Consider the following 23,099-nt stretch of genomic DNA (forward strand, 5'->3'; position numbering starts at 1 on the left):
TTTTAGCTGGCTTTTTCGATTATTCAAAATCCGGTTTACGGATAAATAGGATGCTGAGATCCTGCGTTGGCGTGAATTGTTTTTGCTGAAACTCAAAGGTGAGTGGATCGGTTTTTTTAAGTTCACCATCAAAACACAGGCTAATGAGATCCGTGGGCTGGGATTTTTTAATAGTGAGTTTGAAGTCCTTAATCGCCCCTTGCCAGTTATTGGCCGTGACCAAAATATAGCTAAGGTGGCTCCATTCCACGCCATATTCAACATCTTCGCCGTCTTGTTTAACGACGAGATTACGCTTCCGAATACCTTGCTTGGCGCTTTCATCTAAACAGGCAAGTTCAGTGTAAGTATCGATAATACTATTGGCAGTATCGGGGATGCCTGTTGAGAGGCTCGGCGTGTAACTGTGGCTGATGGAGACAGATTGGCCCGCGGGAAAGGTTTGCTGCCACACAAAGTAATCACTTAGGGTAAAGGCGATTTGTTGGTCCTCATCCAACCATTGACTGGGGAGCGCAGGTTTGCCCTCGGGGACTTCGCCATATTCGGCAAAATAGGCGACTTCCTCTACACCCCAGCCGAGTTTTTTAAGCTCGGCAGAAATATCCGTCTTATCGGCAAGTTGGGCGACGAGCCTGTGCTCGGTTGGCTGGGTTTTGCCATTCACTTTTAGGGTGAAGTTATCGATGCTGCTGTGATCGGCGGAGCCAAAAAACATCGGCGGCATAGGGAAGGCGATGGGGACGATAAGATCCTGCAAACTGGTGTTGGTAAACACATAATCGACCCTGATTTCGGCCTCGCTGATAAAGAGTGACTCTTTGTCCATACTGATATGCGGCTGATATTTAAGGGTGATTGAACCATTGGCATCACCAAAACTGCTGTCGTTGGCAAAAACCGATGTGCTAAATAACAACGCGGTTAGAGTGTAAGCTAAGATGCGTAAATAAGATGGCATAAATATCTCAACGAATTGGAGATCAAAAGATTATTGATGGCGGGCAAGTTCGATGGCTGCGGCAATAGCATTGCGTGCTTGCGGGCTGTTTTTCCAGCAAGTGGTGCGTAACATGCTAGCGACGAGGTTGGCGATATCCTCGACCTCATGCTCGGCCAACTGCGCAAGTGAGCTAATACCGATTTCTTCAAAGCGTTTAATGACAGTCGGGCCAACGCCCTTAACGGCGAGTAGTGCTTGTTTTTCTTGATCAGTAAAACCCATAACGAATACTCCTTTATTACTGGGTGGGTCACGAATGCGAATAAACCGAGGCAAGAGTAGCGCGAAATCACCTTAACAAAAAGGCCCATAAAGGGCCTTTAGTGGTTTTACTCTTGCTTACATATCGCAGGGTTTGAGCGGTTTACGCAATTGCGCGCGCACGTTATCCATGCCAGCGTAGAACTCTTTCATCATTAACAGGCCCATCATCTTTCCGTTATCTGTGATGATCAGATTATCGGGATCGGTGGGGTCGTTCTTGATGGCGCCAATCAGCTTCATCGAGGTCATTTCCTTAAACAGGGCTGTGTCTAAGTTAACGCCAAAGGTTTCGCGGAAATATTTACGCGATAGGCGACCGGAGAACATCCCCAGCAGGAATCGATATTGCATCACATCTTTTTTGTTGTAGTTCTTCTGTTGCTCGACACCCATCTTACCAGCGGCGATCCGCTCTTGGTATTTACGTAGCGAGAAGGTGTTGACGTATAAAGTGTCATTCAAAAAGCTAAAGGAGCCTGAACCAACCCCTAAATACTCATCGTAGTCGATAACATATTCGTCGAAGCCTTCGTCATTCGCCTTACCAAATGCCCATGCAGACAACTGATTATATTGACCATTTAAACTGTTTAAGATCTGGCGATATTGGTTGGCCATATCTGCCTGTGGCGCGGCCAGTTTACCTTTAACACTCTTACGCGTTTGGTGCGTGATCATCAGCGGATAGGTGGTGATCTGTCTCGGGTCGAGGCGCGAGGCCATATCTAAGTCGTGCTGGATCACTTCATCGGTTTGGCCGCGGAAGCCAAAAATCAGGTCGACGTTGATAATGGGGAACAGCTCTTTAGCCGCCATAATCTTGTCGAAGGTTTGTTGACCTGTGCCGAATTTTTCAAGGCGGTCGGTCATTTTTAAAATGTCATCGTTAAAGCTTTGTACGCCGATGGACATACGATCCACTAAGCCCTTGAGTTGCTTAAAGCCTGGGCTGTCTAAATGCTGTGGATCCGACTCGCAAGACACTTCTTTAATGCTTGGGAATAAGGTCTTTGCATGCTCAATCGTACGGGCGAGTTCGTCTTCTAATACTGTGGTGGTGCCACCGCCAATGTACATAGATTCAAAGTCATAGCCTAAGGCTTTGACCATCTCCATCTCTTTACGTAGGGAGATAAAGTAAGCGCGCGCCTTGTCTTCCTTAAACATAAAACGATGGAAGGTGCAGTAAGAACACAAGGTATGGCAGAAGGGCACATGGGCATAAAGCATGTACTTTTTACCTTCGACCGGAGCGGGCATGATGTCGGCGGAGAGTGTATCAAGGCGAAGATTCTTATCGACATAATACTGCATGACTCGTTCCATCGAGCTGAGCATCCAGTTAGGGACGGTAATATTCGCTTGATAAGGCGTTGCGATCGCGCCGCTGAGCGTTTGAATAACTGAAGACATAACGATTCCTATCTGAGAGTGCTAACCGTAAACACCAAAATTGCTTTAGGTAATTCACGACCACCTAGCGCAATTAGACTACCTCGTATGGAGTAAATAAAACGTGAACTGGTTATAAGTTACGGTTTCCTAACAAGGAAATCACGGGCTTTTTGTTAAGTAGATCATGTTTTAGTAAACATAGATGCATATTTACTGAGGTTTTTGGCTCTTTGTTATTGAATTTGAGCGATTAACTTAAGAGCTCAATCGAAAGGCTGAAATGATAAAAAGTTGAGGTTCTTACTTGTGGACGCTTTGGCTTGTGCTGAGGGAGTCAGGCTGTCATTATCCCTGCGGACATTGCTTAATCTCCTCAAATCGCCTGAAATCTCGGAGGATTCCCATTGGTTAATATCAACCGCTTTTTTCCGCTATTTGCCTTACTCGGGGCGGGTACGGCTTATTTGATGCCCGCATGGTTTAGCGGATTGAAAACCAGCATAGTGCCGTTGCTGGTGGTGATTATGTTATCCATGGGATTGACCTTAGATTTGCAGGATTTTGCCAATGCATTTAAGCGGAAACGCGCCGTTATCACAGGTTTAATCTTGCAATTTACCCTAATGCCCTTAAGTGCCTTAGCCATCAGTTTGCTATTAGGGCTCAATCGGGAGTTGACCATAGGCATGGTGCTGGTGGGGAGTGTGGCGGGCGGCACTGCATCGAACGTGATCTGCTATTTGGCCAAGGGCGATGTCGCCTTATCCATCACTATGACGGCGCTATCCACCTTAGTGGGTGTGGTGCTCACCCCGTTGATTATCCGGCTATTAATCGGCGAGATGGTCGCCATTCCTTTAATGGATATGCTAGTCAGCCTCGTTAAAATCGTGCTTATCCCTGTGACTGTGGGTGTGGTATTGAATCATTTCTTTAAACCGCGGGTGGCTAAACTTGCCCCCGCATTACCCATCATTTCCATCGTGGCGATTGTGCTGGCCATCAGTATTATTGTGGCCTTAAATGCGGGGCAATTTGCGCAGGTGGGACCTGTGATTTTACTCGCGGTGTTTCTACATAATGGCTTAGGACTCGCCTTGGGTTATACCTGTTGCCGCTTGCTCGGCTTTAGTCACACCGTGTGTAAAACCATTTCGATTGAGGTGGGGCTGCAAAACTCGGGTCTCGCGACCGCTCTGTGTATCAAGTTTTTTAGCCCAGTCTCCGCCGTCCCCAGCGCGATTTTCTCAATTTGGCATAATCTCTCAGGCGCCATGCTGGCAGGATATTGGGCGAGCCGAGTACAGAAACAGGCAGATGTATTGAAATAATTCCTGTAATGGTAGCGCTCGATTTATGGATTGATAAGGCGAGAGTTACTGAGGGAAGATTTTTGCTCTGATTAGGGAAAACTTTGGTATCTATTGCGTTTAACCTCGGGACGAACAAGCAGAATATCAACTGCATTCAAAAAGATTTGTACCCGCGGAATAACCGTCCGACGCCAGTGTTGGTCATGAATTTACGACTGACTATTCGCTTCACGACTATCACTTCATTCAGTAAGCATGTGATCGAAACCCTTATCGCCAATACAGGACAAAAATATGGCCACTAGGCGCTTAATTGGACGTTATATAAATCCACCACGACACAGGTAGTAGGCTGATTGATATAAAGAAAGTTGCAATTCGAAATTGATGACTATTAGAGGGAGGAATTCCGACCATTAGTACTAACCAGCCTAATATGAATGCAATTCCTAAAAATAAATTGCTTATCGATAGTGATAGGTTGCCAATAATGATCCCCATGAACACTCCTATCGCTAGGTACATCAATTTTGCTTTTGAAATATCACCCATGGTTTCCGTGTTTCCGCTAATCCTCCTATTAGCAACTTAGAATATAGGCAGAAACAGAAGAACGCTATAGGGTGACTGCTTAAGTCTTTGTGGCCGAATATCTGTAGATATAAAGTTATTGTAACTGACTTATCTTATTAACACTTAAAGTGTTTTTCCTTTCAATACCTAATGTATTTGCGTTATATCACAAAGTGATTTATTGAATGTAAATGATATCGATTATCAATTGTGATTAAGGTTGTTTTAAGATAAATTGTCGGCATTTTTAGTTAACACCTTTTTATCAATGAGTGCCGTCGAGGTTTTTATGAAATGCAGGGCGTTTAAGAAAAGTGCAATTGCCGCAATAGTTTCGAGTTTACTGGTCTCTTCCGTTTATGCTGGTGTGGATGCGGAATCTTCAGAACCGATTGAAAAAATTACTGTTTATGGTGAAAAGATTGAGCGTAGCCTGAAGGATACGACGTCATCTATTTCAGTGATTGATAAGGAAACCCTCGATAGCGGCCAATACCAATCAACCTCAAGTGCCTTATCAGAGGTGCCGAACGTGGTGGTGTTATCCGGCTCTGTGCCCGATATCCGTGGGGTTTCTGGTAATGGTTCGGCCTCCGGATTTAACTCTTTCACCGGTGGGGCTCGTGCGCGGGTATCAACCTTAGTCGATGGTGTGGCGGAGCCTTTTGTTGCGGATCTTACCGGTGATACTGGGCTGTGGGATATTCAACAAATTGAGGTTTTCCGCGGTCCGCAATCGACGATTAACGGTCGTAACAGCATTGGCGGTACGGTATTTATTAAAACCGAAGATCCGACCTTCGATTGGCAGGGCGCGGCTCGCGTGGGTTATCGCAATCAAGATAACTTTATCGACAGTGCAGTGATGCTCTCAGGCCCCATCCTCGATGATGAGTTAGCATTTAGGGTGAGCGGGCAAAATGTGACGGGCGAAACCTACAATAAAGGCTTGGAATACGAGACGAATCCCGCCACATTTGATCAAAATGAACTCATTACCAATCGCTGGCGCGGCAAATTTTTGTGGCAACCGAGCGCAATTGAAGACCTAAAAGTGCTCTACAGCTTTTCATACAATGATGAGAAAGGTGACTCTGGGCGTAACTATTTTACCGGTGATGATCCATGGGCGTATAAGCCGATTTCCCAACGTTATATCGAGACTAAATCGACAACTCACTCTGTGAAAGTGGATTATGACCTCGGGGAAGGGCAAGCCCTCGATCTGATTGTCGCCTATATGGATTACGATTGGGGCTTTGAAACCTATGAGCCTCTCGTGACCGCCCAGCAATATGTGGATATGGAGGACAAGAGTTATACCGTAGATGGCAAATATAGCTTTGGCCTTAAAGACAAAGATTTCAACGGTTTTGTTGGTTTAGCCTATTTTAAACGTAGCCAAGATTTTGGTAGTACTGGCAGCTCAATCTATAGTGGTGATGACAGCACTAAGTCAGCCTCCGTTTATGGTGAAGTCACCTATGGGCTCGCCGACTCGATCTGGATTACTGTTGGTGGCCGCGTGATGCGTGAGGAGCAATTACGTAACTTCAACATGCGCTATCAAGGTAGTCTACTTGAGGAAAAACTCGATGACGCCAATACCGTTACCCTGCCGAAGTTAGTACTGCAATACGCGCTGAATGATAATACCACCTTAGCGGCCAGTGTTCGTCGTGGTTATAACTCGGGTGGTGGCGCGCTGTCTTTGGTGGAAAGCGAGTATTACTACTACGATGAGGAGTTTGTAAATACCTATGAACTGAGTAGCCGTAGCGCATTTGCCAATGGCGATGTCAACTTAAGTGCTAATATCTTCTACAACGATTTTGATGGTTATCAAGCGTCTAATAGCGCACGCAAAATTACCAATATCGATAAAGCCGTCAGTTACGGTATTGAAGCCGAATTCAGCGCCATGTTAACTGAAAACTGGCAGTTTATTTCGGGCGTAGGCTTACTCGATAGTGAAATCAAGCAAGCCGACCCTAGCTATGGGGATATTATCGGTAATCAGTTGAACTCAGCCCCGCACATCACTGCTAATGCCGGATTCAAGTATTGGATGAATGATGCGTTCTCTTTCGGTTTTTCAGGCAACTATGTTGGCGAGTATTTTGCGGATATTAATAATACCGAATCTAGAATAGCGGGTGATTATGTCGTTGCGCGTGTGAGCCTTGATTATCAAACCGATAGCTGGAGAGTTAGCGGCTTTGTCAACAACCTGTTTGATGAGCAAGCGTTGACGGTAAATGAACCCGCCAGCCGCAGTTACCCCGATGGTTATGCCGCGATTATCGACCCCAGAAATATCGGTGTCTCTGTGATGTATCGCTTCTAATCACTCGAGTTAACGCACTTATTTTTCCCATAAAAAAACCTCCACAATATGCTGTGGAGGTTTTTTATTTTCAGCGACTTTTACTCTTTATATTTCAACGTGCCGTTAGCTTTGATTTCGTCGTACCACAGGTTGTGGTGTTGGGTTGCCCAGTTTTCATCACAATAACCAGACACCATACACTCCATACCGCCTTCTGACATTACCGTTGCCATGAAGATATGCACGATAGAGAAAGCACAGATCACGATGGCGCTCACTGAGTGCAATACCAGCGCGATTAAGCTTAAGGTGCGGCTTGGTTCGAAAAGATTTGGGAACAGTAACAACATGCCAGATGCTGAAATGATTAACCCGAACAGGGCAAAGGCCCAGAACCACATTTTTTCTCCGGCGTTGGCAAAGCCTGCATCAGGGTGTTTACCTTTGAATGGACCAAAGTTGATGTAACCACCAACAACCAGAAACCACTTCACGTCGTACATTTTTGGCAGCTGGTTCTTCGCCCATAACACTGTCATCAATGCCCAGCCGATCATAAACGGAATCGCCATCACATCATGGATTTGCTTAGCGCCATAGACGATAGCTTCCCAGATGCCTTCGCCCAACCAAGGTTGGAAGAAGAAGCGACCTGCTAATAAGGTTAAGCCCGTTAATATCAATAGTAAGCACGGAATCGCACCTAACCAGTGAATAGAAACGTCGAATTTAGACCAGCGATGCACTAACTTGCCTGAAAAACCATGGTGCAGCTTAGAAATGCCGTTCACCTTGATAAATAAGACAAAGATAATGATCATGCCGAATAGCGCTGCCATTAAAGCCGGCGCTAACCAGTCGCTACGCAGCTCCAACACCCGTAGATCATAAGTATTGATCGGCTGTGCGTGGAACTCGCTTTGTGAGGTAGTGTATCCCGTCGCGCCATCCTTCAGCTGTGCCCAAATTTGGGCATCAGAGGCTTGAGGTTGGATCGCCTGTCCATCACCACCATTGGCTAGACACACGGCACTAAATAGCAGTGCTATGGCTAAACCTATGTGTTTGAACCATTTGTTCATCATACATCCTCTCTCGCTTAGTGGCGCCTGCAAGCAGGCACCAAGCTAAGTCTGTGGACAGATCCTGTGACCTGAATTAATTCCAAGCCGCGTTTTTAGCACCACGGTAAGCCACGCGCTCACGGAAGATGTTCGAAACAACTTCTGCATCACCCGCTAATAAGGCTTTAGTGGCGCAGAGTTCTGCGCACATTGGCAGTTTGCCTTCAGCAATACGGTTTGAACCGTACTTCTGGCGCTCTGCCTCTGAGTGGTTTTCTTCTGGGCCACCGGCACAGAAGGTACATTTATCCATCTTACCGCGGCTACCAAAGGCACCTTTTTTCGGGAACTGTGGTGCGCCAAATGGGCAGGCGTACAAGCAGTAACCACAACCGATACAGGCATCTTTGTTATGTAGCACAATGCCGTCATCGGTTCTGTAGAAGCAGTTTGCTGGGCAAACCGCCATACATGGTGCATCTGAGCAATGCATACAGGCGACAGAGATTGATGCCTCACCTGGTTGACCATCGTTGATGGTTACCACGCGGCGGCGTTGGATACCCCACTCGAGAGCGGAGTCGTTTTCGTTTTTACATGCGGTGACACAGCCGTTACATTCGATGCAGCGCTTGGTATCACACAAAAATTTCATTGTAGCCATAGTGGCAATTCTCCTAGCTTAAGCTGCACTTACGCTTTAACGATCTGACAGAGCGACGCTTTGGTTTCCTGCATTTGGGTCACAGGGTCATAACCATAGGTCAGTGCTGTGTTACAGGATTCACCGATAACGTAAGGCACTGTGCCCTCAGGGTAGTTAGGCGCTAAGCTTTCGCCGTGCATCACACCCGCAAAGTGGTAAGGCATAAAGGTCACACCTGGTTTAACGCGTGGCGTTACCATGGCTTGTACTTTAATGCGGCCACCTTCGGCGCCCTCTAACCATACAAACTCACCGTTGCGGATACCGCGGTCGGCAGCGTCGCCTGGGTTGATTTCAACAAACATTTCCTGTTGAAGCTCAGCCAGCCATGGGTTAGAACGAGATTCTTCACCACCACCTTCATATTCCACTAAACGACCAGAGGTCAGTACTAATGGATATTTACCGCTGAAGTCTTTCTCTTGGATTGACTTGTACAGTGTTGGTAGACGATGAACTTGCATATCGTCGTAGGTTGGGTACTTAGCGACTAAGTCACGGCGTGCTGTGTATAACGGCTCGCGGTGCACAGGTACTTGGTCTGGGAAGGTCCAAACGATACAGCGGGCTTTGGCGTTACCAAATGGGATACAACCGTGCTTAATTGCCACGCGCACGATACCGCCTGACAGGTCAGTCTTCCAGTTTTTACCTTCGGCTTCGGCTTTTTCCTCGGCAGTCAGATCATCCCACCAGCCCAATTGCTTGAGCATATCGGCAGTAAACTCAGGATAACCATCTTGGATTTCCGCACCTTTAGAGTAAGTGCCATCCGCCAAAATGCTTTGACCGTTGTATTCAACACCATAACGAGCACGGAAGTTACCGCCGCCGTCTTTTACGTGTTTGGCTTGGTTATACAGAATTTGGGTACCAGGGTGTTTAGCTTCTGGTGTACCCCAACATGGCCAAGGTAAACCGTAGGTTTCGCCCTTCGCAGGCCCCCCTGCGGCTTCAAGCGTTTTATTGCTGAAGGTGCCCCAGTTTTGGGTGTGTAACTTGATACGCTCAGGGCTTTGACCTGTCATACCGATAGTCCACATACCGCGGTTAATTTCGCGAGTAATGTCTTCGATTACTGGTAAGCCGTTTTCTTTGGCGATGCGTTTAGTGTACTGCTCGTCGATACCGAGTTTTTGTGCTAAACGGTACATGATTTCGATGTCGGTTTTTGACTCGAATAAAGGTTGGATAACCTGCTCACGCCATTGGATAGAACGGCCTGAGTTAGACACTGAACCTTGTGTTTCAAACTGAGTCGCAGCAGGTAACAGGTACACGCCATTCTTACGACGGTGCATAACACCTGCCATTGTTGGGAATGGGTCGACAACGACGACTGTATCCATCTTGTCTAAGGCATCACGCACTTCACGTTGACGGGTTTCAGTGTTGACCGATTGACCCCAGAAGAAGGCCATACGGATATTATCTTTCTGAGCCAGTTTGCTCTTGTCTTCTAACACGCCATCGTGCCAGCGAGAACAAGGAATACCTGGAGTGGTCATTGGATCTTTGCCTAAGTAGGCGTTTTGATCGAAACGGCTCTTCACCCATTCCATATCTAGATCCCACACGTGGGTCCAGTGAGTCCAAGCCGCAGAGGTTAAACCGTAGTAACCTGGTAAGTTATCGAATAACAGACCTAAGTCAGTCGCACCTTGTACGTTATCGTGACCACGGAAAATGTTAGTACCGCCGCCAGATACGCCCATGTTGCCTAAGGCTAATTGCAGAATACAGTAAGCACGAGTGTTAGCGTTACCGACGTGATGCTGAGTACCACCCATACACCAAATCACAGTACCAGGACGATTATCGGCCATCAGTTTAGCGGCTTGATAAACCACTTCTTCGCTTACGCCAGTGATATCCGCCACTTCTTTTGGCGGGAATTTTTTCACTTCTCTGCGGATACTTTCCATCTCGAATACGCGTTGTTTGATAAAGGTTTTATCTTCCCAACCGTTTTCGAAAATGTGCCATAACATACCGTAGATAAACGGAATATCAGTACCAGGACGAATTGCACAGTGCAGATCTGAGTGCGCTGCTGTGCGAGAGAAACGTGGATCAACGACGATGATTTTCGCGTTATTTTTCTCTTTAGCGATCAGAATGTGTTGCATTGAAACCGGATGCGCTTCCGCTGGGTTTGCCCCGATCAGGAAGATAGCATTGGCATTCTGAATATCGTTGAAAGAGTTAGTTTGCGCACCGTAACCCCAAGTGTTAGCAACACCGGCTACCGTGGTAGAGTGACAAATACGAGCAGAGTGGTCGACGTTGTTTGTGCCCCACATGGCCGCCAGTTTGCGGTACATATAGCAGCCTTCGTTAGAAAACTTAGCGCTACCCATGAAGTACACTGAGTCTGGGCCAGATTCTTTACGAATGTTGAGCATTTGGTCGCCCACTTCGTTAATCGCATCTTCCCAAGAGATTTTTTTCCACTTGCCATCAACCAATTTCATTGGGTATTTCAGGCGTTTTTCACCGTGGCCATGCTCACGCAGTGCAGCACCTTTAGCGCAGTGACCGCCGGCGTTGAATGGGTGATCAAATGCGGGTTCCTGACCTGTCCATACACCGTTTTGTACTTCGGCATATAGACCGCAACCGACGGCACAGGCACTACAAATCGTACGTTTAACTTCGATAGGCGCATCGTGCGGTACATCTTTGGCTTCTGCGCGGCGCATCATGCCAGTACCCATCAGAGAAGCGGCTGCGATACCACCGGTAGCAATACCAGCTTGCTTCATAAATTGACGACGGCTAATGCCTAACGTCGGTTTGTCGGCCACTTTGGCGACATCGGACTTGCGAGTTAACTTCATCGCTGACTTCTCCTAGATTAGCTACGCAGGCTATCGTAATAGCTGATAATGTGCGCAGTTTCGTGGTAACCCTTAGGTTCTTTAGTTGTTACCTTGCTGCTCTCGCTGGCTTGGGCTGCACTGATGCCGGTAGCGGCAATTGCGGCGCCGGCTACGCTGCCAACGGTGAGTGCTTTAAGCAAAGAACGGCGAGTTAAATCGCTAGGTTGTTGCTTCATGCTGACTCCTGAAATAGGGGTTATGGTTCTTGGGATGGCGCGACTTTTCGAGGAGTGGTGCTTGTTATCAAAAAGTGAAGATTAGAGGTGAAAAAGATAATAAAATCATCTTGCTTGCCGTTAATCATCGCGCGTGACGGCAATATAGTAGGAAAAGATTGAGTAGGATTTGATCTAGAACAGTTTGCGGTAACAGAAGATGATACGCCAATCCAAAAGCGTTAACTTGCTCATGCTTTGGCGGTTTATTTGAGATGACAAAATTGCCCGATTTCTACTTCAAAACAAAATGTTTGTTAATAAGTTGTTGGTTTGGTTTGGATAAAAAAACACCCCGCAGTGCGAGGTGTTTTTATCGGGTTAAGCATAACCCCTTGCGTTAGTCTTTATAACGCAAACTGCCGTTGGCTTTGATTTCGTCATACCATAAATTGTGGTGCTGGATTGCCCAGTTTTCGTCACAATAGCCTGACTTCATGCACTCCATACCGCCTTCACTGAGTACGGTCGCCATCCAGATATGCACTATGGTAAAGGCAATCAGGATAACGGCACTGATCGAGTGGATCAGCAGCGCGCCCATCGAGGCTTCACGGGGTAGGTCTAAGCCGGGTAATACCAACATGATGCCAGATACACTGATAAACAGCCCGAATAGGGTCAGTGTCCAGAACCACATTTTCTCACCGGCGTTGGCAAAACCACTGTCAGGGTGTTTACCTTTGAATGGGCCAAAGTTGATATAGCCACCGACCACTAAGAACCATTTAAGATCGTACATCTTAAAGGTTTGAAGTGGCATCCATTTCACTACGCAGACAATCCACGCCATGATAAAGACGGGGCCAGCCCAGTCATGCACAGTTTTACTACCGTAGATCAGTGGTGCCCAGATATCTGGCCCAAGCAGTTCCTGCACGACATGCTTACCGAGCATAATAGTTAAGCCAGTAAACATCAGTGCAAGACAGCTAATTGCCATGATCCAATGGATCCACAAATCTGCCTTTGACCAACGTACAACCATCTTGCCCGAGAAACCGTGGCTGAGTTTTGAAGGACCATTCACCAGATAAAACAGTAAGAAAGCACCAAACACACCCGTCACGGCCAAGGCCATAATCGGGGTGATATATTGATTCCTTATTTCTTTACCTTGGTTACCGGCAACGTTAATCAATACCCCAGTTTCGACCCCTTTGGCCGTGGTATAGCCAGTTTCACCCGACTTTACCGCACGCCACAGATCGGCTTCGCTGGTTTGCGCTTTCGCCTGCTGTTGGCTCGATTGCTGATCACTTGCCAGTACTGAGCCTGCGCTCATGACTGAGCCAAGTCCCAATCCCATCACGAGTACCATCAGAGCAAACAGACTGCGCAGTGATTTGTTTAACTGTTTGTTTAACATTTTCACTCCTTGCCAGAGGTTAGGGATCACTCCCTAACCTTCACTCTGCTTAGTTAATCTCACCGGTTTTTGGGTTGTAGCCCCAAATCACGTTAGGATTGCCTCGAGATGCCATACGTTGACGGTAAATGTTTGATACCACTTCCGCATCACCCGCGAGCAGTGCTTTAGTTGCACAAAGCTCTGCACACATAGGTAGCTTGCCTTCAGCAATACGGTTGGCACCGTATTTCTTGTGCTCGGCTTCGGAGAAGGTTTCTTCTGGGCCACCGGCGCAGAAGGTACACTTATCCATTTTACCGCGGCTACCAAAGGCGGTTTTCTTCGGAAATTGTGGTGCACCGAATGGACAGGCATAGAAGCAGTAACCACAACCGATACAGGTATCTTTGTTGTGCAGCACAATGCCATCGTCAGTACGGTAGAAACAATCTGCCGGACATACGGCCATGCAAGGAGCGTCGGTACAGTGCATACATGCGACTGAAATCGATGCTTCACCTGGTTGACCATCGTTAATTGTCACCACGCGGCGACGTTGAATACCCCACTCCAGCGCGGAGTCGTTTTCGTTTTTACATGCTGTGACGCAGCCGTTACACTCGATGCAGCGTTTGGTGTCACACAAAAATTTCATGACTGCCATAATGGCTTATCTCCTCATCAAGTTGGTTAGGCTTTGCTTATCTGGCACAAGCTGGACTTCGTTTCTTGCATCTGAGTCACAACGTCATAGCCGTAAGTTAAAATGGTGTTTGCCGACTCACCTATCACATAAGGCACAGTGCCTTCTGGATAGTTTTTCGCTAGGCTTTCGCCTTCAAATACCCCTGCGAAGTGGTACGGCATAAAACATTCACCCGGTACAACCCGTGGCGTCACCATTGCCTTCACTGTGATCTTGGCGCCTTCAGGGCTATGAACGAAGACATTGTCACCGTCACGAATACCACGGTCAGCAGCGTCTGCCGGGTTCATTTCGATAAACATTTCTTGTTGTAGCTCGGCTAACCAAGGGTTAGAACGAGATTCTTCACCACCACCTTCGTATTCCACTAAACGACCAGAGGTCAGTGTCAGTGGGAAACCTTGGGTAAAGTCCTTATCCTGAATCGACTTATAAAGTGTCGGTAGACGCGCAACCATACGGTCTTCGTAGGTTGGGTACTTAGCGACTAAGTCACGACGAGGAGTGTAGAGTGGTTCGCGATGCAGTGGGATATCATCTGGGAAAGTCCAAACGATACAACGTGCTTTCGCGTTACCATAGGGAATACAGCCATGTTTAATGGCAACACGTTGAATGCCGCCAGAGATATCTGTCTTCCAGTTTTTGCCTTCAGCGTGTTTTTTCTCTTCTTCGGTTAAATCGTCCCACCAACCCAGTTGCTTGAGCATATCGGCGGTAAATTCGGGGTAACCATCTTGGATTTCACTACCCTTAGAGTAAGTGCCTTCAGCAAGAATATTGACGCCATTGTGCTCAACACCATAGCGGGCGCGGAAGTTACCACCACCATCTTTAACATGTTTGGCTTCGTTATACAGAATTTGGGTGCCAGGGTGTTTCATTTCTGGCGTGCCCCAACATGGCCATGGTAAGCCATAGGTCTCACCCTTGGCTGGACCTCCCGGTGCTTCTAGGCTGTCAGCATTAAAAGTACCCCAGTTTTCTTGGTGCATTTTTAAGCGTTCTGGGCTATGTCCTGTGTAGCCGATTGTCCACATACCTTTGTTAAATTCGCGGGTAATATCTTCAATCAATGGCTCATCACCGTTGACTTTGATTTGTTTGAACAGTTCTTTATCTATGCCTACTTTCTTAGCGAGTTTGCACATGATCACGTGATCTGGCAGAGATTCGAACAGCGGCTCTATCACCTTCGAACGCCATTGAACCGAGCGGTTTGTGGCTGACACTGAGCCGTAGGTTTCAAACTGAGTCGCAGCGGGTAGCAGATACACCCCATCCTTACGTTGATGCATCACGCCTGCCATGGTTGGGAATGGGTCCACGACCACCACAGTATCCATTTTATTCAGTGCTTCACGTACTTCGCGGCCACGGGTTTCAGTGTTGACCGATTGCCCCCAGAAGAACGCTAAACGAATATTGTCCTTTTGCGCGATTTTGGTTTTATCTTCAAGTACGCCATCGTGCCAGCGAGAGCAGGGAATACCGGTTGAAGTTTGTGGTGTTTGACCTAAGTATTCGCCTTGGTCGAAACGGCTTGCCACCCATTTAGGATCGAGATCCCACACATTGGCCCAGTGGTTCCATGCTGCAGTGGTTAAACCGTAATAACCGGGTAAGTTATCGAATAACAAACCAAAGTCAGTTGCACCTTGTACGTTATCGTGGCCACGGAAAATGTTAGTACCACCACCAGGAACCCCCATGTTACCTAAAGCTAATTGCAATAAGCAGTATGAGCGGGTATTGGCATTACCGACGTGGTGCTGAGTACCACCCATACACCAAATAATGGTGCCGGGTTTGGTTTCAGCCATCATCTTGGCAACACGATACATTTGTGCCTTAGGTACGCCCACTACGTTTTCAACTTCTTCTGGGGTGTACTTTTTCACTTCTTCGCGGATACGTTCCATGCCGTAAACACGATGCTTGATAAATTCTTTATCTTCCCAGCCATTTTCAAAAATGTGCCATAACAGGCCATAAATGAACGGAATATCGGTACCTGGGCGGATATGCACGTACTCATCAGACTTAGCTGCAGTACGGGTGAAACGAGGATCAACGACAATAATTTTGGCGCCGCGCTCTTTACCAATCAAAATATGTTGCATTGCAACTGGATGAGCTTCACTTGGGTTTGCCCCAATAAACATGATGCACTTAGAGTTGCGAATATCGTTAATCGAGTTAGTTTGCGCACCGTAGCCCCAAGTGTTTGCAACACCAGCTACTGTGGTAGAGTGACAAATACGGGCTGAGTGGTCGACGTTGTTCGTGCCCCACAATGCGGCAAATTTGCGATATAAATAAGCCTGTTCATTTGAGAACTTAGCACTACCCATAAAGTAGATAGAATCTGGACCTGATTCTTGACGAATCGCCATCATCTTATCGCCCACTTCATTGATGGCTTGATCCCAAGAGATCTTCTTCCACTTACCGCCTTCTAACTTCATTGGGTATTTCAGGCGTTTTTCGCCATGGCCGTGCTCACGCAGAGCAGCACCTTTAGCACAGTGACCGCCTTGGTTGAATGGATGGTCAAATGCGGGTTCTTGGCCTGTCCACACACCGTTTTGTACTTCAGCATAGATACCACAACCCACTGCGCAGTGAGAGCAAATGGTACGCTTAACTTCAGTCGGTGCATTGTGGGGGATATCTTTGGCTTCTGCTTTACGCATCATGCCAGTACCTAGCATTGACGCTGCAGCAATACCACCAGTGGCAAGACCTGCCGATTTTAAAAATTGGCGACGATTGAGACCGAGGGCGGGCGCTTTAGGCTCGACAACTTGGTCTGTTTTGCGGGTTAATCGCATCACACACACTCCTCTGGTTAGTTGTTCAACGACGCATAGTAATTACGGATATGGTCGGTTTCGCGATAGTTGTCACTCTTAGGTTCGCTTGGGGCAACAGTGGGGGTCGCAGCCAATGCTTGGCTACTCACAGTCGCTACCGCGCCAGCCGCACTGCCGAGTGCTAATGCTTTGAGCAGTTGACGGCGGCCCATGTCGGAAGCTTGCTTCTTCATAGTGTCTCCTTGTGTTACTAAATGAGGTGATACAAACCACGACCACCTCGGTTACTGTGGAAGCCTAAGCTTCCTTTTTGTGGCAAAGGTGAACGTTAAGTCCACCTTTGCCTATCAAACTAAAACGCGATAGGCACTGAATCTGCGTATCGCCAACCGTTTTCAGTTTAGTTCATTAATTCCACTTGTTTTTCTAAATCGCTGGCAGCGGGTTGTAGCTCCGCACTGCCAGGGCAATTCACAGGAATGTCTAAACTGAGTTGTTCAAACTCCGCAGCTTCCATCTCGAAAAACGCTTTAGCAAGCTGAGCAACCGTAGCGTAAAAGGCGGCACTAGGTGCTTTACCTAGGTTGTCGCAGAAGCGCTGAATCCAGCTGCCAATATGGCGTTGGTAAAACGCTAGTTGACGATAACCTGGAGCCTCAAGAATTAATGTGCCCATCACTTCACACAGAGCAGCCACATGATCTTCGGGCTCTTTGACGTTTTCTTCGCGCTCAAAACCGAGTTGCATCAAGTCTTGGCGCAGCAGTGCTAAGGGTTTGTCCATTAATGAGCCAGTCATAAACCAACTGCCATAGGGCAGGATTTCGCCACAACCCACACCGAGGAACAGGGCAAAATACTCATCTTCTAATTGTTCACTGCTGAACTGCTTTGCAGCCAGTTGTACAGATAACCAAGCCTTGGTCATCTCATTGTCTTCATCGGCATCGATTTCAAGGTTGGCCAAAAATTGCAGCAGCTCAGGGCTAGGATGGCGACGCAAAAGGGCGGCTAACAGTTGATAGATATCGGCTCTCAACTGATCGTTTTCTGATACTTGTCTTACTGATTCGGTCATAGCGGATCTCTTATCGCAGTTGCTTTTCAGGATCTTGAAGAATGTCTTCAAACATGTCTTTTACCCGGCAATCACCACACATTTTCAAGCGTTCTATATTGGCTGAAAATGCACTGTGCGCGCCGACCATATCCAGCATCCGATGCACCATAGATTGGGTCGCAAAAGGAGAGCCACAGCGAATACATTCGAACGGGGCTTCTTCTTTCAGGGTTTGTAATTGCTGACGAGCAGCTTTATCAAAGTTAATTTGTGGCGTCAGGCTGATGACCTTTTCAGGGCAAGCCGCCTCACATAAGCCACATTGCACACAGTTTTGCTCAATAAAGTGTAGTGCAGGTTTGTCGCCACCATCTTGTAATGCCATGGTGGGGCAAATCGCCACGCAGGACATACACAGGGTACATTTCTCGACATTGACGCTGACGTTGCCGTAGGGAACGTTGTTGATACTTAAACAGCTGTTGATTTCACCCGCTTGGCTGTTTAGATGGTCAATCGCATCAAACAGAGTGTTACGTTTGCTGGTGGACGCAAAAGCGCCGGGCACAATCACTGGCCAATCGAGGCTGATGTCGAGCACAGGCTCCAAATTCGCCAGCATGCTTGGGTCGATAAGACTCAAGCGCTGCGGTTGGCCCATTTCATCTAAAATGCTGTTGGCTAAAGCCAGTTCACCTTTCAACATTTGTGTGAGCGTGGGTGCTGTTGCCTCAGTATTGAGGATTAACACTTGGCGTGCGCCCCAAGCCAGTGAAGCTAACCAATGGTCAATGCTGGCAACGGTGATTTCTTCGAGGGCGACAGGGAGCACATCCCCGGCTAAGTCGTCCCCTATCAAGCTCGCGCCAACCGCGTTGTCGTGGAACAATATCACTGGTGCTGTTTGCGCTTGCTCACGGTAACGACTGATAATTTTATTCAGGTAAGAATGCAATGCCTGTGGTGTCGGTAAGTCATAACTAATGGCCCCCGTTGGGCAGGCACTCGAGCAGCTGCCTGCGCCGTGGCAAAGGTAGGGGTCAACTTCAATTTTTTTAGCGACACTACTAATCGCATCAGCTGGGCAGAAGTTGAGGCAACGGTTACAGCCGTTGATACCGTTGCGGTCATGGGCGCACAGGTCGGCATTAATTTTGACGTAGCGAGGTTTATCAAATTGGCCAACCAGTTCGGGGAGTTGCTCTAGTGCATCGGCGAGCTTTATGTCGTCTTGGCCAACATAGAAATACCCCGGTGGTAGCATTTCGAGATTCAAGCAAGGTGTGCTGCTTAAATCGAGTATCAAATCAAAGTGCGGTTTACGAATGGCGACAACACTTAATTCCGTTGCACCGTTTTGATGCTCAACGCTAACTTGGAACTGCCCTAAAAATCCTTTAATACCGATCAGTTTGTTGTAGTAACTTTCGACATTCGTGGCGGCAGCCATCACCTGTTCAAGGTGGGTTTCATCTTGGTTGGTAATCGCTTCGTTAGCCAAAATCACACGGCTCGCCATACTGGACAATTTGTCCGCCGCGAGGCGTGCGAGATCCTCAGGGCCAATAATTAGCACTGTGCCTTCAGTGGTGTAACTCACTGTTGGCGGGATCAGATTCTGTAAAATCTGTGTTTGGGCTAACACATTTTGCCGCGCTTGTTTTAGCGCAGCCTGGGTTTGATTGGTTGTCAAATGAGTGCTCACATTGCGTTCCTGAACAGTACGTTGGCTGCTCTTTTATCGCTGTTTTGTTACAGATTCAGGCATTGATTTGATACTAAGTCATTGCCTTTTCTGCTTTTATCTAAGTTTTGTACTCTTAGTACAGCAATTCACATACCAAAGTTATAGACATAAAAATTAGCTAAACTGACATTAAACAACTGGCTTTTGCATCTGAGCTAATGGCTCTGGTGCATTTTGGGGTAGGTCATCAGTCTCCCCATCCAAATTGTCCGCAATCGGTATGGTGGCTAATTCGGTTTCGATATCACTGTTTTTTGATTCGATGGTATTTTCTTCACCGATCACTACATCGTCTGGTGTTGAGGTCTGTTCGATCTCTGATTCTTCACTGTCTTTGGTGATATAGCGGAATACTTTTTGGGCTAATTCAGCGGAGACTTCTGGTGTTAGTTTCGGTTGGTTGCTGTAATCAAGAGCATATTCCAAAAGACCATCTATCTCATTGAAATGCGGTTGTTTCCAAAGGGCGCGTAGCGCTGCCGTTTTTGCTGCTGGGTCAACATTCGCCCCCATAAACTGAGCGAAACTGCCACCAATCTCAATCTCGTCAGGATTAGGGAGATCTTCTGCCGTGAGGATGCGATGAGGGTCTTCATTTGCCTGGCTAAGCGCATCTTGTGATTCTTGCGCAGCGGTAGGCTCTTGAGTGATCTCTTCTGCCTTATTATCAACAAGTTCTTCCGCAGTCGTTTGCGTTTTAACAGCGGCTTCTTCAGCTGCCACTTGCTCACGACGTTGACTCCAACGGCTAAAAAAACCGTTTGCCTTTGGGGTTGAATCAGTCATTAGTCCCTCCGCAATGGATCGTGGCTTGGACCTTGATTTTTACGGTGATCGACATGCTTACGACGATAAGCAGCGATTTCAACTTCACCATATTGAGTGATAAAGGCTTCGATCCAACAGGCAATCGCTTCAGGCATAAGCGTGTTGATTACGGGCGTATTGCCTTCAAGACAGCCCGCAGCAACATTTTGATCTGCCGAAAGTAACGCGGGTACCCAAGTACCGTCTGCCATTTCATCACAGACTAAGTACAACATCGCATTGTCCATATCGAGGTTGATGCGGTAACTGGCGCGCTCATCTTTGTGCAGCTCTAGCAGTACTAAGGTCGCTCCTTCGGGGGCTTCGTGGGTTGCGGGAAGTAAATGATCGATTTCCCATTGTACTGAGGTCCAACGACCCACCTGTTTCTCTACTTTTTTGAGTGAAACGTACATGGGCCAAACACTAGTAGTATGTTGCATTGTCTCTCCGTTTCAACCGTAAGGGAGATAAGCCTTAGCATCCGGCGCTATTTCCCCTGCTTATCGTGATAAAAGGTCACTGCAATATTAATGCCATTAAACAAGGGGAATTAGTTTGAAGTGGATCATCAAAATAGGGTTAAAAGCGAGACATTTTGTCTGAATGGACATTTTGTCTGAGACATTTTGATGCGCCAGAATGTTTCGTATTGCGACGGATCACGCATTTAGCCCTGAGTTTTATACCTAGGTATAAATATTGCTATGCTGATGCCATCACTCGTAAAGCGGTAACATTATGATTTCTGATAACAGTTCTAATATTGCTCAGCAGATGCTCGCCAATGACCATCCTTCTCTACCCAAGCGAAGCTTTTCCTTTGTGAAAACTCAAGCTGAAGTGCCGTTAACTATTGCCGTCAAAGCAGTGAATGAGTCAGGAGTCGTTATTGATAAGCATGTTGCCTGTGAGCGACCTTTAACGGTTTATCTGAACTGGCGCCCGATAGTGACCCTGATGACATTGGGGGCAAAGCCTGAGTCATTAGCTCTTGGTTATCTTAAAAATCAGGGTTTTATCTCGGATGTTGCTCAATTAGAGTCTGTAATTGTTGATTGGGATGTGAATTCTGCCGCGGTATTAACGCATGAGCAAACCGCCGATCTCGAACAAAAGTTATCTGAAAAAACCGTTACGTCCGGCTGTGGTCAAGGGACTGTATATGGCAGTTTTATGCAGGATTTAGATGGTATTCAGCTACCTACTCCAAGCCTTAAGCAGAGTACGCTCTACAGCTTGCTCAAAAACATCAATGAATATAATGAGACCTACAAAAATGCAGGTGCAGTGCACGGCTGTGGTGTTTGTGAAGCTGACCAGATCCTTGCTTTTGTAGAAGATGTTGGCCGTCATAACGCGGTGGATACTTTGGCGGGGGATATGTGGTTGGCACAGGATCGGGGCGATAACAAAATCTTCTATACCACAGGACGGTTAACCTCAGAGATGGTGATTAAGGTCGCCAAAATGGGGATACCCGTATTGCTGTCGCGAAGTGGTGTAACGCAAATGGGTCTGGAGCTTGCCCAAAAACTTGGTATCACGATTATTGCTCGGGCCAAAGGGCGTCATTTTTTGGTCTACCACGGCAGTGAAAATCTCGAATTTGATGTGAATACCAACTCCGATAAATAGCGACCGGACTCAAAAGAGATAGACGACAAGGATATAAGATGACATCCGCCAGTGAATTGATTTACATGAGCGCGAAGCAAGTTGCTGAGTATTTAGATCTTAATGAGAAAAAGGTTTACGCGATGGCGAATGACCGAATTCTCCCCGCAACAAAAATCACCGGCAAATGGTTATTCCCTAAGGTGCTGATTGACCGCTGGGTGATGGACTCCTGCCATAGCGGTATGTTAACTGACAGACTATTGATTACTGGTAGTGATGATCCTCTGTTGTCAATGTTAGTGGCGCGTTTGATGGCGCAGGTTGGTAGTCGTGAGCTTATTAGTTACAGTGCAACAGGCTCTCGTTTGGGGTTAGAGTTATTAGCTAAGGGCTATGCTGATGTGTGTACCTTGCACTGGGGGAGTATGGAAGATAGAAATATCCGCCATCCAGCATTGCTTAAAGGTTATCAAAACCACCAACAATGGATCATGGTGCACGGCTATTCCCGTCAGCAAGGCTTGATCATGCGCACCGATATGCACCACAGATGTCAAGAGGAGGATAAAGTTCTCAGTTTGCCTTGGCGCTGGGTCAGTCGCCAAGGCGGCGCTGGCAGTCAGCAGCATCTAGAGCAGTGGCTATTAAAGCAAGGTGCACGTTTAGATCAGCTTAATATCATACTCACAGCTTATAGTGAGCGTGAACTTGCAGGCTATATTGCACGTGGAGATGCAGATATTGGTTTTGGTTGCCAGTCTGTTGCTTTAGAGAGCGGTTTAAGCTTTGTGCCACTGATCAGGGAGTCCTTCGACTTTGTGATGCCACAAAGTATTTACTTTCGCAGGCAGCTACAACAACTGTTTACTATGTTAAGCAGTGGGCATACTCGGCAAATGGCGGCTCTTTTAGGGGGATATGATCTTACCGATTGCGGACAGCTTCTTTGGAGTGCAAGTTAAGTACCTATATATGTACGTATAAGTGAATCACTACACGCTACTTTATAGCTTATATATGTATAAAGTAGCGGCTGACACCAATAGCCTTCATCTTGCTTAATAATGTAGAGCTCCAAATTTACCGCCTCATTTATTCTATCTTTAGCACACACTCGTTTACTCAATAAAGGCTCGCTGTTAGGTTTGTTTTACGCATAAATCCAGCATTTGTGGATAACTCTGGGTATAACAAGTGTGTAGGTTGTGCCTAGCTTGGGTGTAACAATCTATTTGAAAATTAATCATA

The 23,099-nt window shown here is 47.0% G+C and carries 19 protein-coding genes; 4 read left to right on the forward strand and 15 right to left on the reverse strand.

The genetic code is table 11. The features are described from left to right. Window positions 1–19: 19 nt before the first annotated feature. From L976_RS08855 to L976_RS08865, 3 genes are all read right to left on the reverse strand, one after another. On the reverse strand, window positions 20–961 hold the full coding sequence (locus tag L976_RS08855) for a DUF4424 domain-containing protein (RefSeq protein ID WP_047536144.1): 942 nt from the start codon (window positions 959–961) through the stop codon (window positions 20–22). A 30-nt stretch (window positions 962–991) separates the two neighbouring features. Further along, window positions 992–1,225, reverse strand: coding sequence for a hypothetical protein (locus tag L976_RS08860; protein ID WP_037423496.1), 234 nt, complete (start codon window positions 1,223–1,225; stop codon window positions 992–994). A 117-nt stretch (window positions 1,226–1,342) separates the two neighbouring features. Further along, window positions 1,343–2,680, reverse strand: coding sequence for a coproporphyrinogen III oxidase family protein (locus L976_RS08865; RefSeq protein ID WP_037423493.1), 1,338 nt, complete (start codon window positions 2,678–2,680; stop codon window positions 1,343–1,345). Between the two features lie 386 nt (window positions 2,681–3,066). Here L976_RS08865 and L976_RS08870 point away from each other — a divergent pair, with 386 nt between their 5' ends. After that, entirely contained in the window at window positions 3,067–3,993 is a 927-nt protein-coding gene (locus L976_RS08870; protein WP_047536145.1) for a bile acid:sodium symporter family protein, read from the forward strand. Between the two features lie 844 nt (window positions 3,994–4,837). Then, window positions 4,838–6,895, forward strand: a complete 2,058-nt coding sequence (locus L976_RS08875; protein WP_037429215.1) for a TonB-dependent receptor — start codon at window positions 4,838–4,840, stop codon at window positions 6,893–6,895. Window positions 6,896–6,975: 80 nt separating this feature from the next. On the opposite strand, the gene L976_RS08880 is transcribed toward L976_RS08875, so the two are convergent. The 12 genes from L976_RS08880 to L976_RS08935 form a co-directional block, all read right to left on the reverse strand. Further along, on the reverse strand, window positions 6,976–7,959 hold the full coding sequence (locus L976_RS08880) for a formate dehydrogenase subunit gamma (protein ID WP_037423443.1): 984 nt from the start codon (window positions 7,957–7,959) through the stop codon (window positions 6,976–6,978). A gap of 76 nt (window positions 7,960–8,035) precedes the next feature. After that, a complete protein-coding gene (gene fdh3B / locus L976_RS08885) occupies window positions 8,036–8,605 on the reverse strand; it encodes a formate dehydrogenase FDH3 subunit beta (protein WP_037423445.1) in 570 nt (189 codons plus the stop codon). 29 nt (window positions 8,606–8,634) lie between these two features. Next, complete coding sequence (locus tag L976_RS08890) at window positions 8,635–11,487, reverse strand: molybdopterin-dependent oxidoreductase (RefSeq protein WP_047536147.1); 2,853 nt, start codon at window positions 11,485–11,487, stop codon at window positions 8,635–8,637. Window positions 11,488–11,504: 17 nt separating this feature from the next. After that, entirely contained in the window at window positions 11,505–11,705 is a 201-nt protein-coding gene (locus L976_RS08895; protein WP_037423451.1) for a twin-arginine translocation signal domain-containing protein, read from the reverse strand. Window positions 11,706–12,084: 379 nt separating this feature from the next. Then, the gene (locus tag L976_RS08900) at window positions 12,085–13,113 is read right to left on the reverse strand and encodes a formate dehydrogenase subunit gamma (protein WP_037423454.1); all 1,029 of its coding nucleotides are present in this window, start codon (window positions 13,111–13,113) and stop codon (window positions 12,085–12,087) included. A 49-nt stretch (window positions 13,114–13,162) separates the two neighbouring features. Further along, window positions 13,163–13,759: a formate dehydrogenase FDH3 subunit beta gene (gene fdh3B / locus L976_RS08905; RefSeq protein WP_011074129.1), complete on the reverse strand. Its 597-nt coding sequence runs from the start codon at window positions 13,757–13,759 to the stop codon at window positions 13,163–13,165. A 26-nt stretch (window positions 13,760–13,785) separates the two neighbouring features. Continuing rightward, window positions 13,786–16,635 carry a molybdopterin-dependent oxidoreductase gene (locus L976_RS08910; protein ID WP_037429190.1) on the reverse strand — a complete coding sequence of 950 codons (2,850 nt, stop codon included), beginning with the start codon at window positions 16,633–16,635 and terminating at the stop codon, window positions 13,786–13,788. A 17-nt stretch (window positions 16,636–16,652) separates the two neighbouring features. Continuing rightward, window positions 16,653–16,850: a twin-arginine translocation signal domain-containing protein gene (locus tag L976_RS08915; protein ID WP_011074127.1), complete on the reverse strand. Its 198-nt coding sequence runs from the start codon at window positions 16,848–16,850 to the stop codon at window positions 16,653–16,655. A 167-nt stretch (window positions 16,851–17,017) separates the two neighbouring features. After that, complete coding sequence (locus tag L976_RS08920) at window positions 17,018–17,695, reverse strand: TorD/DmsD family molecular chaperone (RefSeq protein ID WP_037423461.1); 678 nt, start codon at window positions 17,693–17,695, stop codon at window positions 17,018–17,020. Window positions 17,696–17,705: 10 nt separating this feature from the next. Beyond that, a complete protein-coding gene (locus L976_RS08925) occupies window positions 17,706–19,382 on the reverse strand; it encodes a 4Fe-4S binding protein (protein WP_156143175.1) in 1,677 nt (558 codons plus the stop codon). Window positions 19,383–19,553: 171 nt separating this feature from the next. After that, a complete protein-coding gene (locus tag L976_RS08930) occupies window positions 19,554–20,210 on the reverse strand; it encodes a DUF3306 domain-containing protein (RefSeq protein WP_047536149.1) in 657 nt (218 codons plus the stop codon). Further along, window positions 20,210–20,674: a DUF3305 domain-containing protein gene (locus L976_RS08935; protein ID WP_037423466.1), complete on the reverse strand. Its 465-nt coding sequence runs from the start codon at window positions 20,672–20,674 to the stop codon at window positions 20,210–20,212. Before L976_RS08935 ends, L976_RS08930 begins: the two co-directional genes overlap by 1 nt. A gap of 298 nt (window positions 20,675–20,972) precedes the next feature. On the opposite strand from L976_RS08935, the gene L976_RS08940 reads away from it, so the two are divergent. Both L976_RS08940 and L976_RS08945 read left to right on the forward strand, forming a co-directional pair. Next, window positions 20,973–21,869, forward strand: coding sequence for a formate dehydrogenase accessory sulfurtransferase FdhD (locus L976_RS08940; protein ID WP_047536152.1), 897 nt, complete (start codon window positions 20,973–20,975; stop codon window positions 21,867–21,869). 38 nt (window positions 21,870–21,907) lie between these two features. Continuing rightward, on the forward strand, window positions 21,908–22,813 hold the full coding sequence (locus L976_RS08945) for a helix-turn-helix transcriptional regulator (protein WP_037423474.1): 906 nt from the start codon (window positions 21,908–21,910) through the stop codon (window positions 22,811–22,813). Window positions 22,814–23,099: the final 286 nt, after the last annotated feature.

The organism is Shewanella sp. ZOR0012 (assembly GCF_000798835.1).
In the GTDB taxonomy this organism is placed as follows: Bacteria; Pseudomonadota; Gammaproteobacteria; order Enterobacterales; family Shewanellaceae; genus Shewanella; species Shewanella xiamenensis.

Coding starts and splice junctions, on each gene's coding strand:
- L976_RS08910 (WP_037429190.1), bottom strand. CDS start 16,635: ATGCGATTAACCCGCAAAACAGACCAAGTTGTCGAGCCTAAAGCGCCC.
- fdh3B (WP_037423445.1), bottom strand. CDS start 8,605: ATGGCTACAATGAAATTTTTGTGTGATACCAAGCGCTGCATCGAATGT.
- L976_RS08900 (WP_037423454.1), bottom strand. CDS start 13,113: ATGTTAAACAAACAGTTAAACAAATCACTGCGCAGTCTGTTTGCTCTG.
- L976_RS08920 (WP_037423461.1), bottom strand. CDS start 17,695: ATGACCGAATCAGTAAGACAAGTATCAGAAAACGATCAGTTGAGAGCC.
- L976_RS08930 (WP_047536149.1), bottom strand. CDS start 20,210: ATGACTGATTCAACCCCAAAGGCAAACGGTTTTTTTAGCCGTTGGAGT.
- L976_RS08875 (WP_037429215.1), top strand. CDS start 4,838: ATGAAATGCAGGGCGTTTAAGAAAAGTGCAATTGCCGCAATAGTTTCG.
- L976_RS08915 (WP_011074127.1), bottom strand. CDS start 16,850: ATGAAGAAGCAAGCTTCCGACATGGGCCGCCGTCAACTGCTCAAAGCA.
- L976_RS08855 (WP_047536144.1), bottom strand. CDS start 961: ATGCCATCTTATTTACGCATCTTAGCTTACACTCTAACCGCGTTGTTA.
- L976_RS08880 (WP_037423443.1), bottom strand. CDS start 7,959: ATGAACAAATGGTTCAAACACATAGGTTTAGCCATAGCACTGCTATTT.
- fdh3B (WP_011074129.1), bottom strand. CDS start 13,759: ATGGCAGTCATGAAATTTTTGTGTGACACCAAACGCTGCATCGAGTGT.
- L976_RS08860 (WP_037423496.1), bottom strand. CDS start 1,225: ATGGGTTTTACTGATCAAGAAAAACAAGCACTACTCGCCGTTAAGGGC.
- L976_RS08895 (WP_037423451.1), bottom strand. CDS start 11,705: ATGAAGCAACAACCTAGCGATTTAACTCGCCGTTCTTTGCTTAAAGCA.
- L976_RS08945 (WP_037423474.1), top strand. CDS start 21,908: ATGACATCCGCCAGTGAATTGATTTACATGAGCGCGAAGCAAGTTGCT.
- L976_RS08940 (WP_047536152.1), top strand. CDS start 20,973: ATGATTTCTGATAACAGTTCTAATATTGCTCAGCAGATGCTCGCCAAT.
- L976_RS08865 (WP_037423493.1), bottom strand. CDS start 2,680: ATGTCTTCAGTTATTCAAACGCTCAGCGGCGCGATCGCAACGCCTTAT.
- L976_RS08890 (WP_047536147.1), bottom strand. CDS start 11,487: ATGAAGTTAACTCGCAAGTCCGATGTCGCCAAAGTGGCCGACAAACCG.
- L976_RS08935 (WP_037423466.1), bottom strand. CDS start 20,674: ATGCAACATACTACTAGTGTTTGGCCCATGTACGTTTCACTCAAAAAA.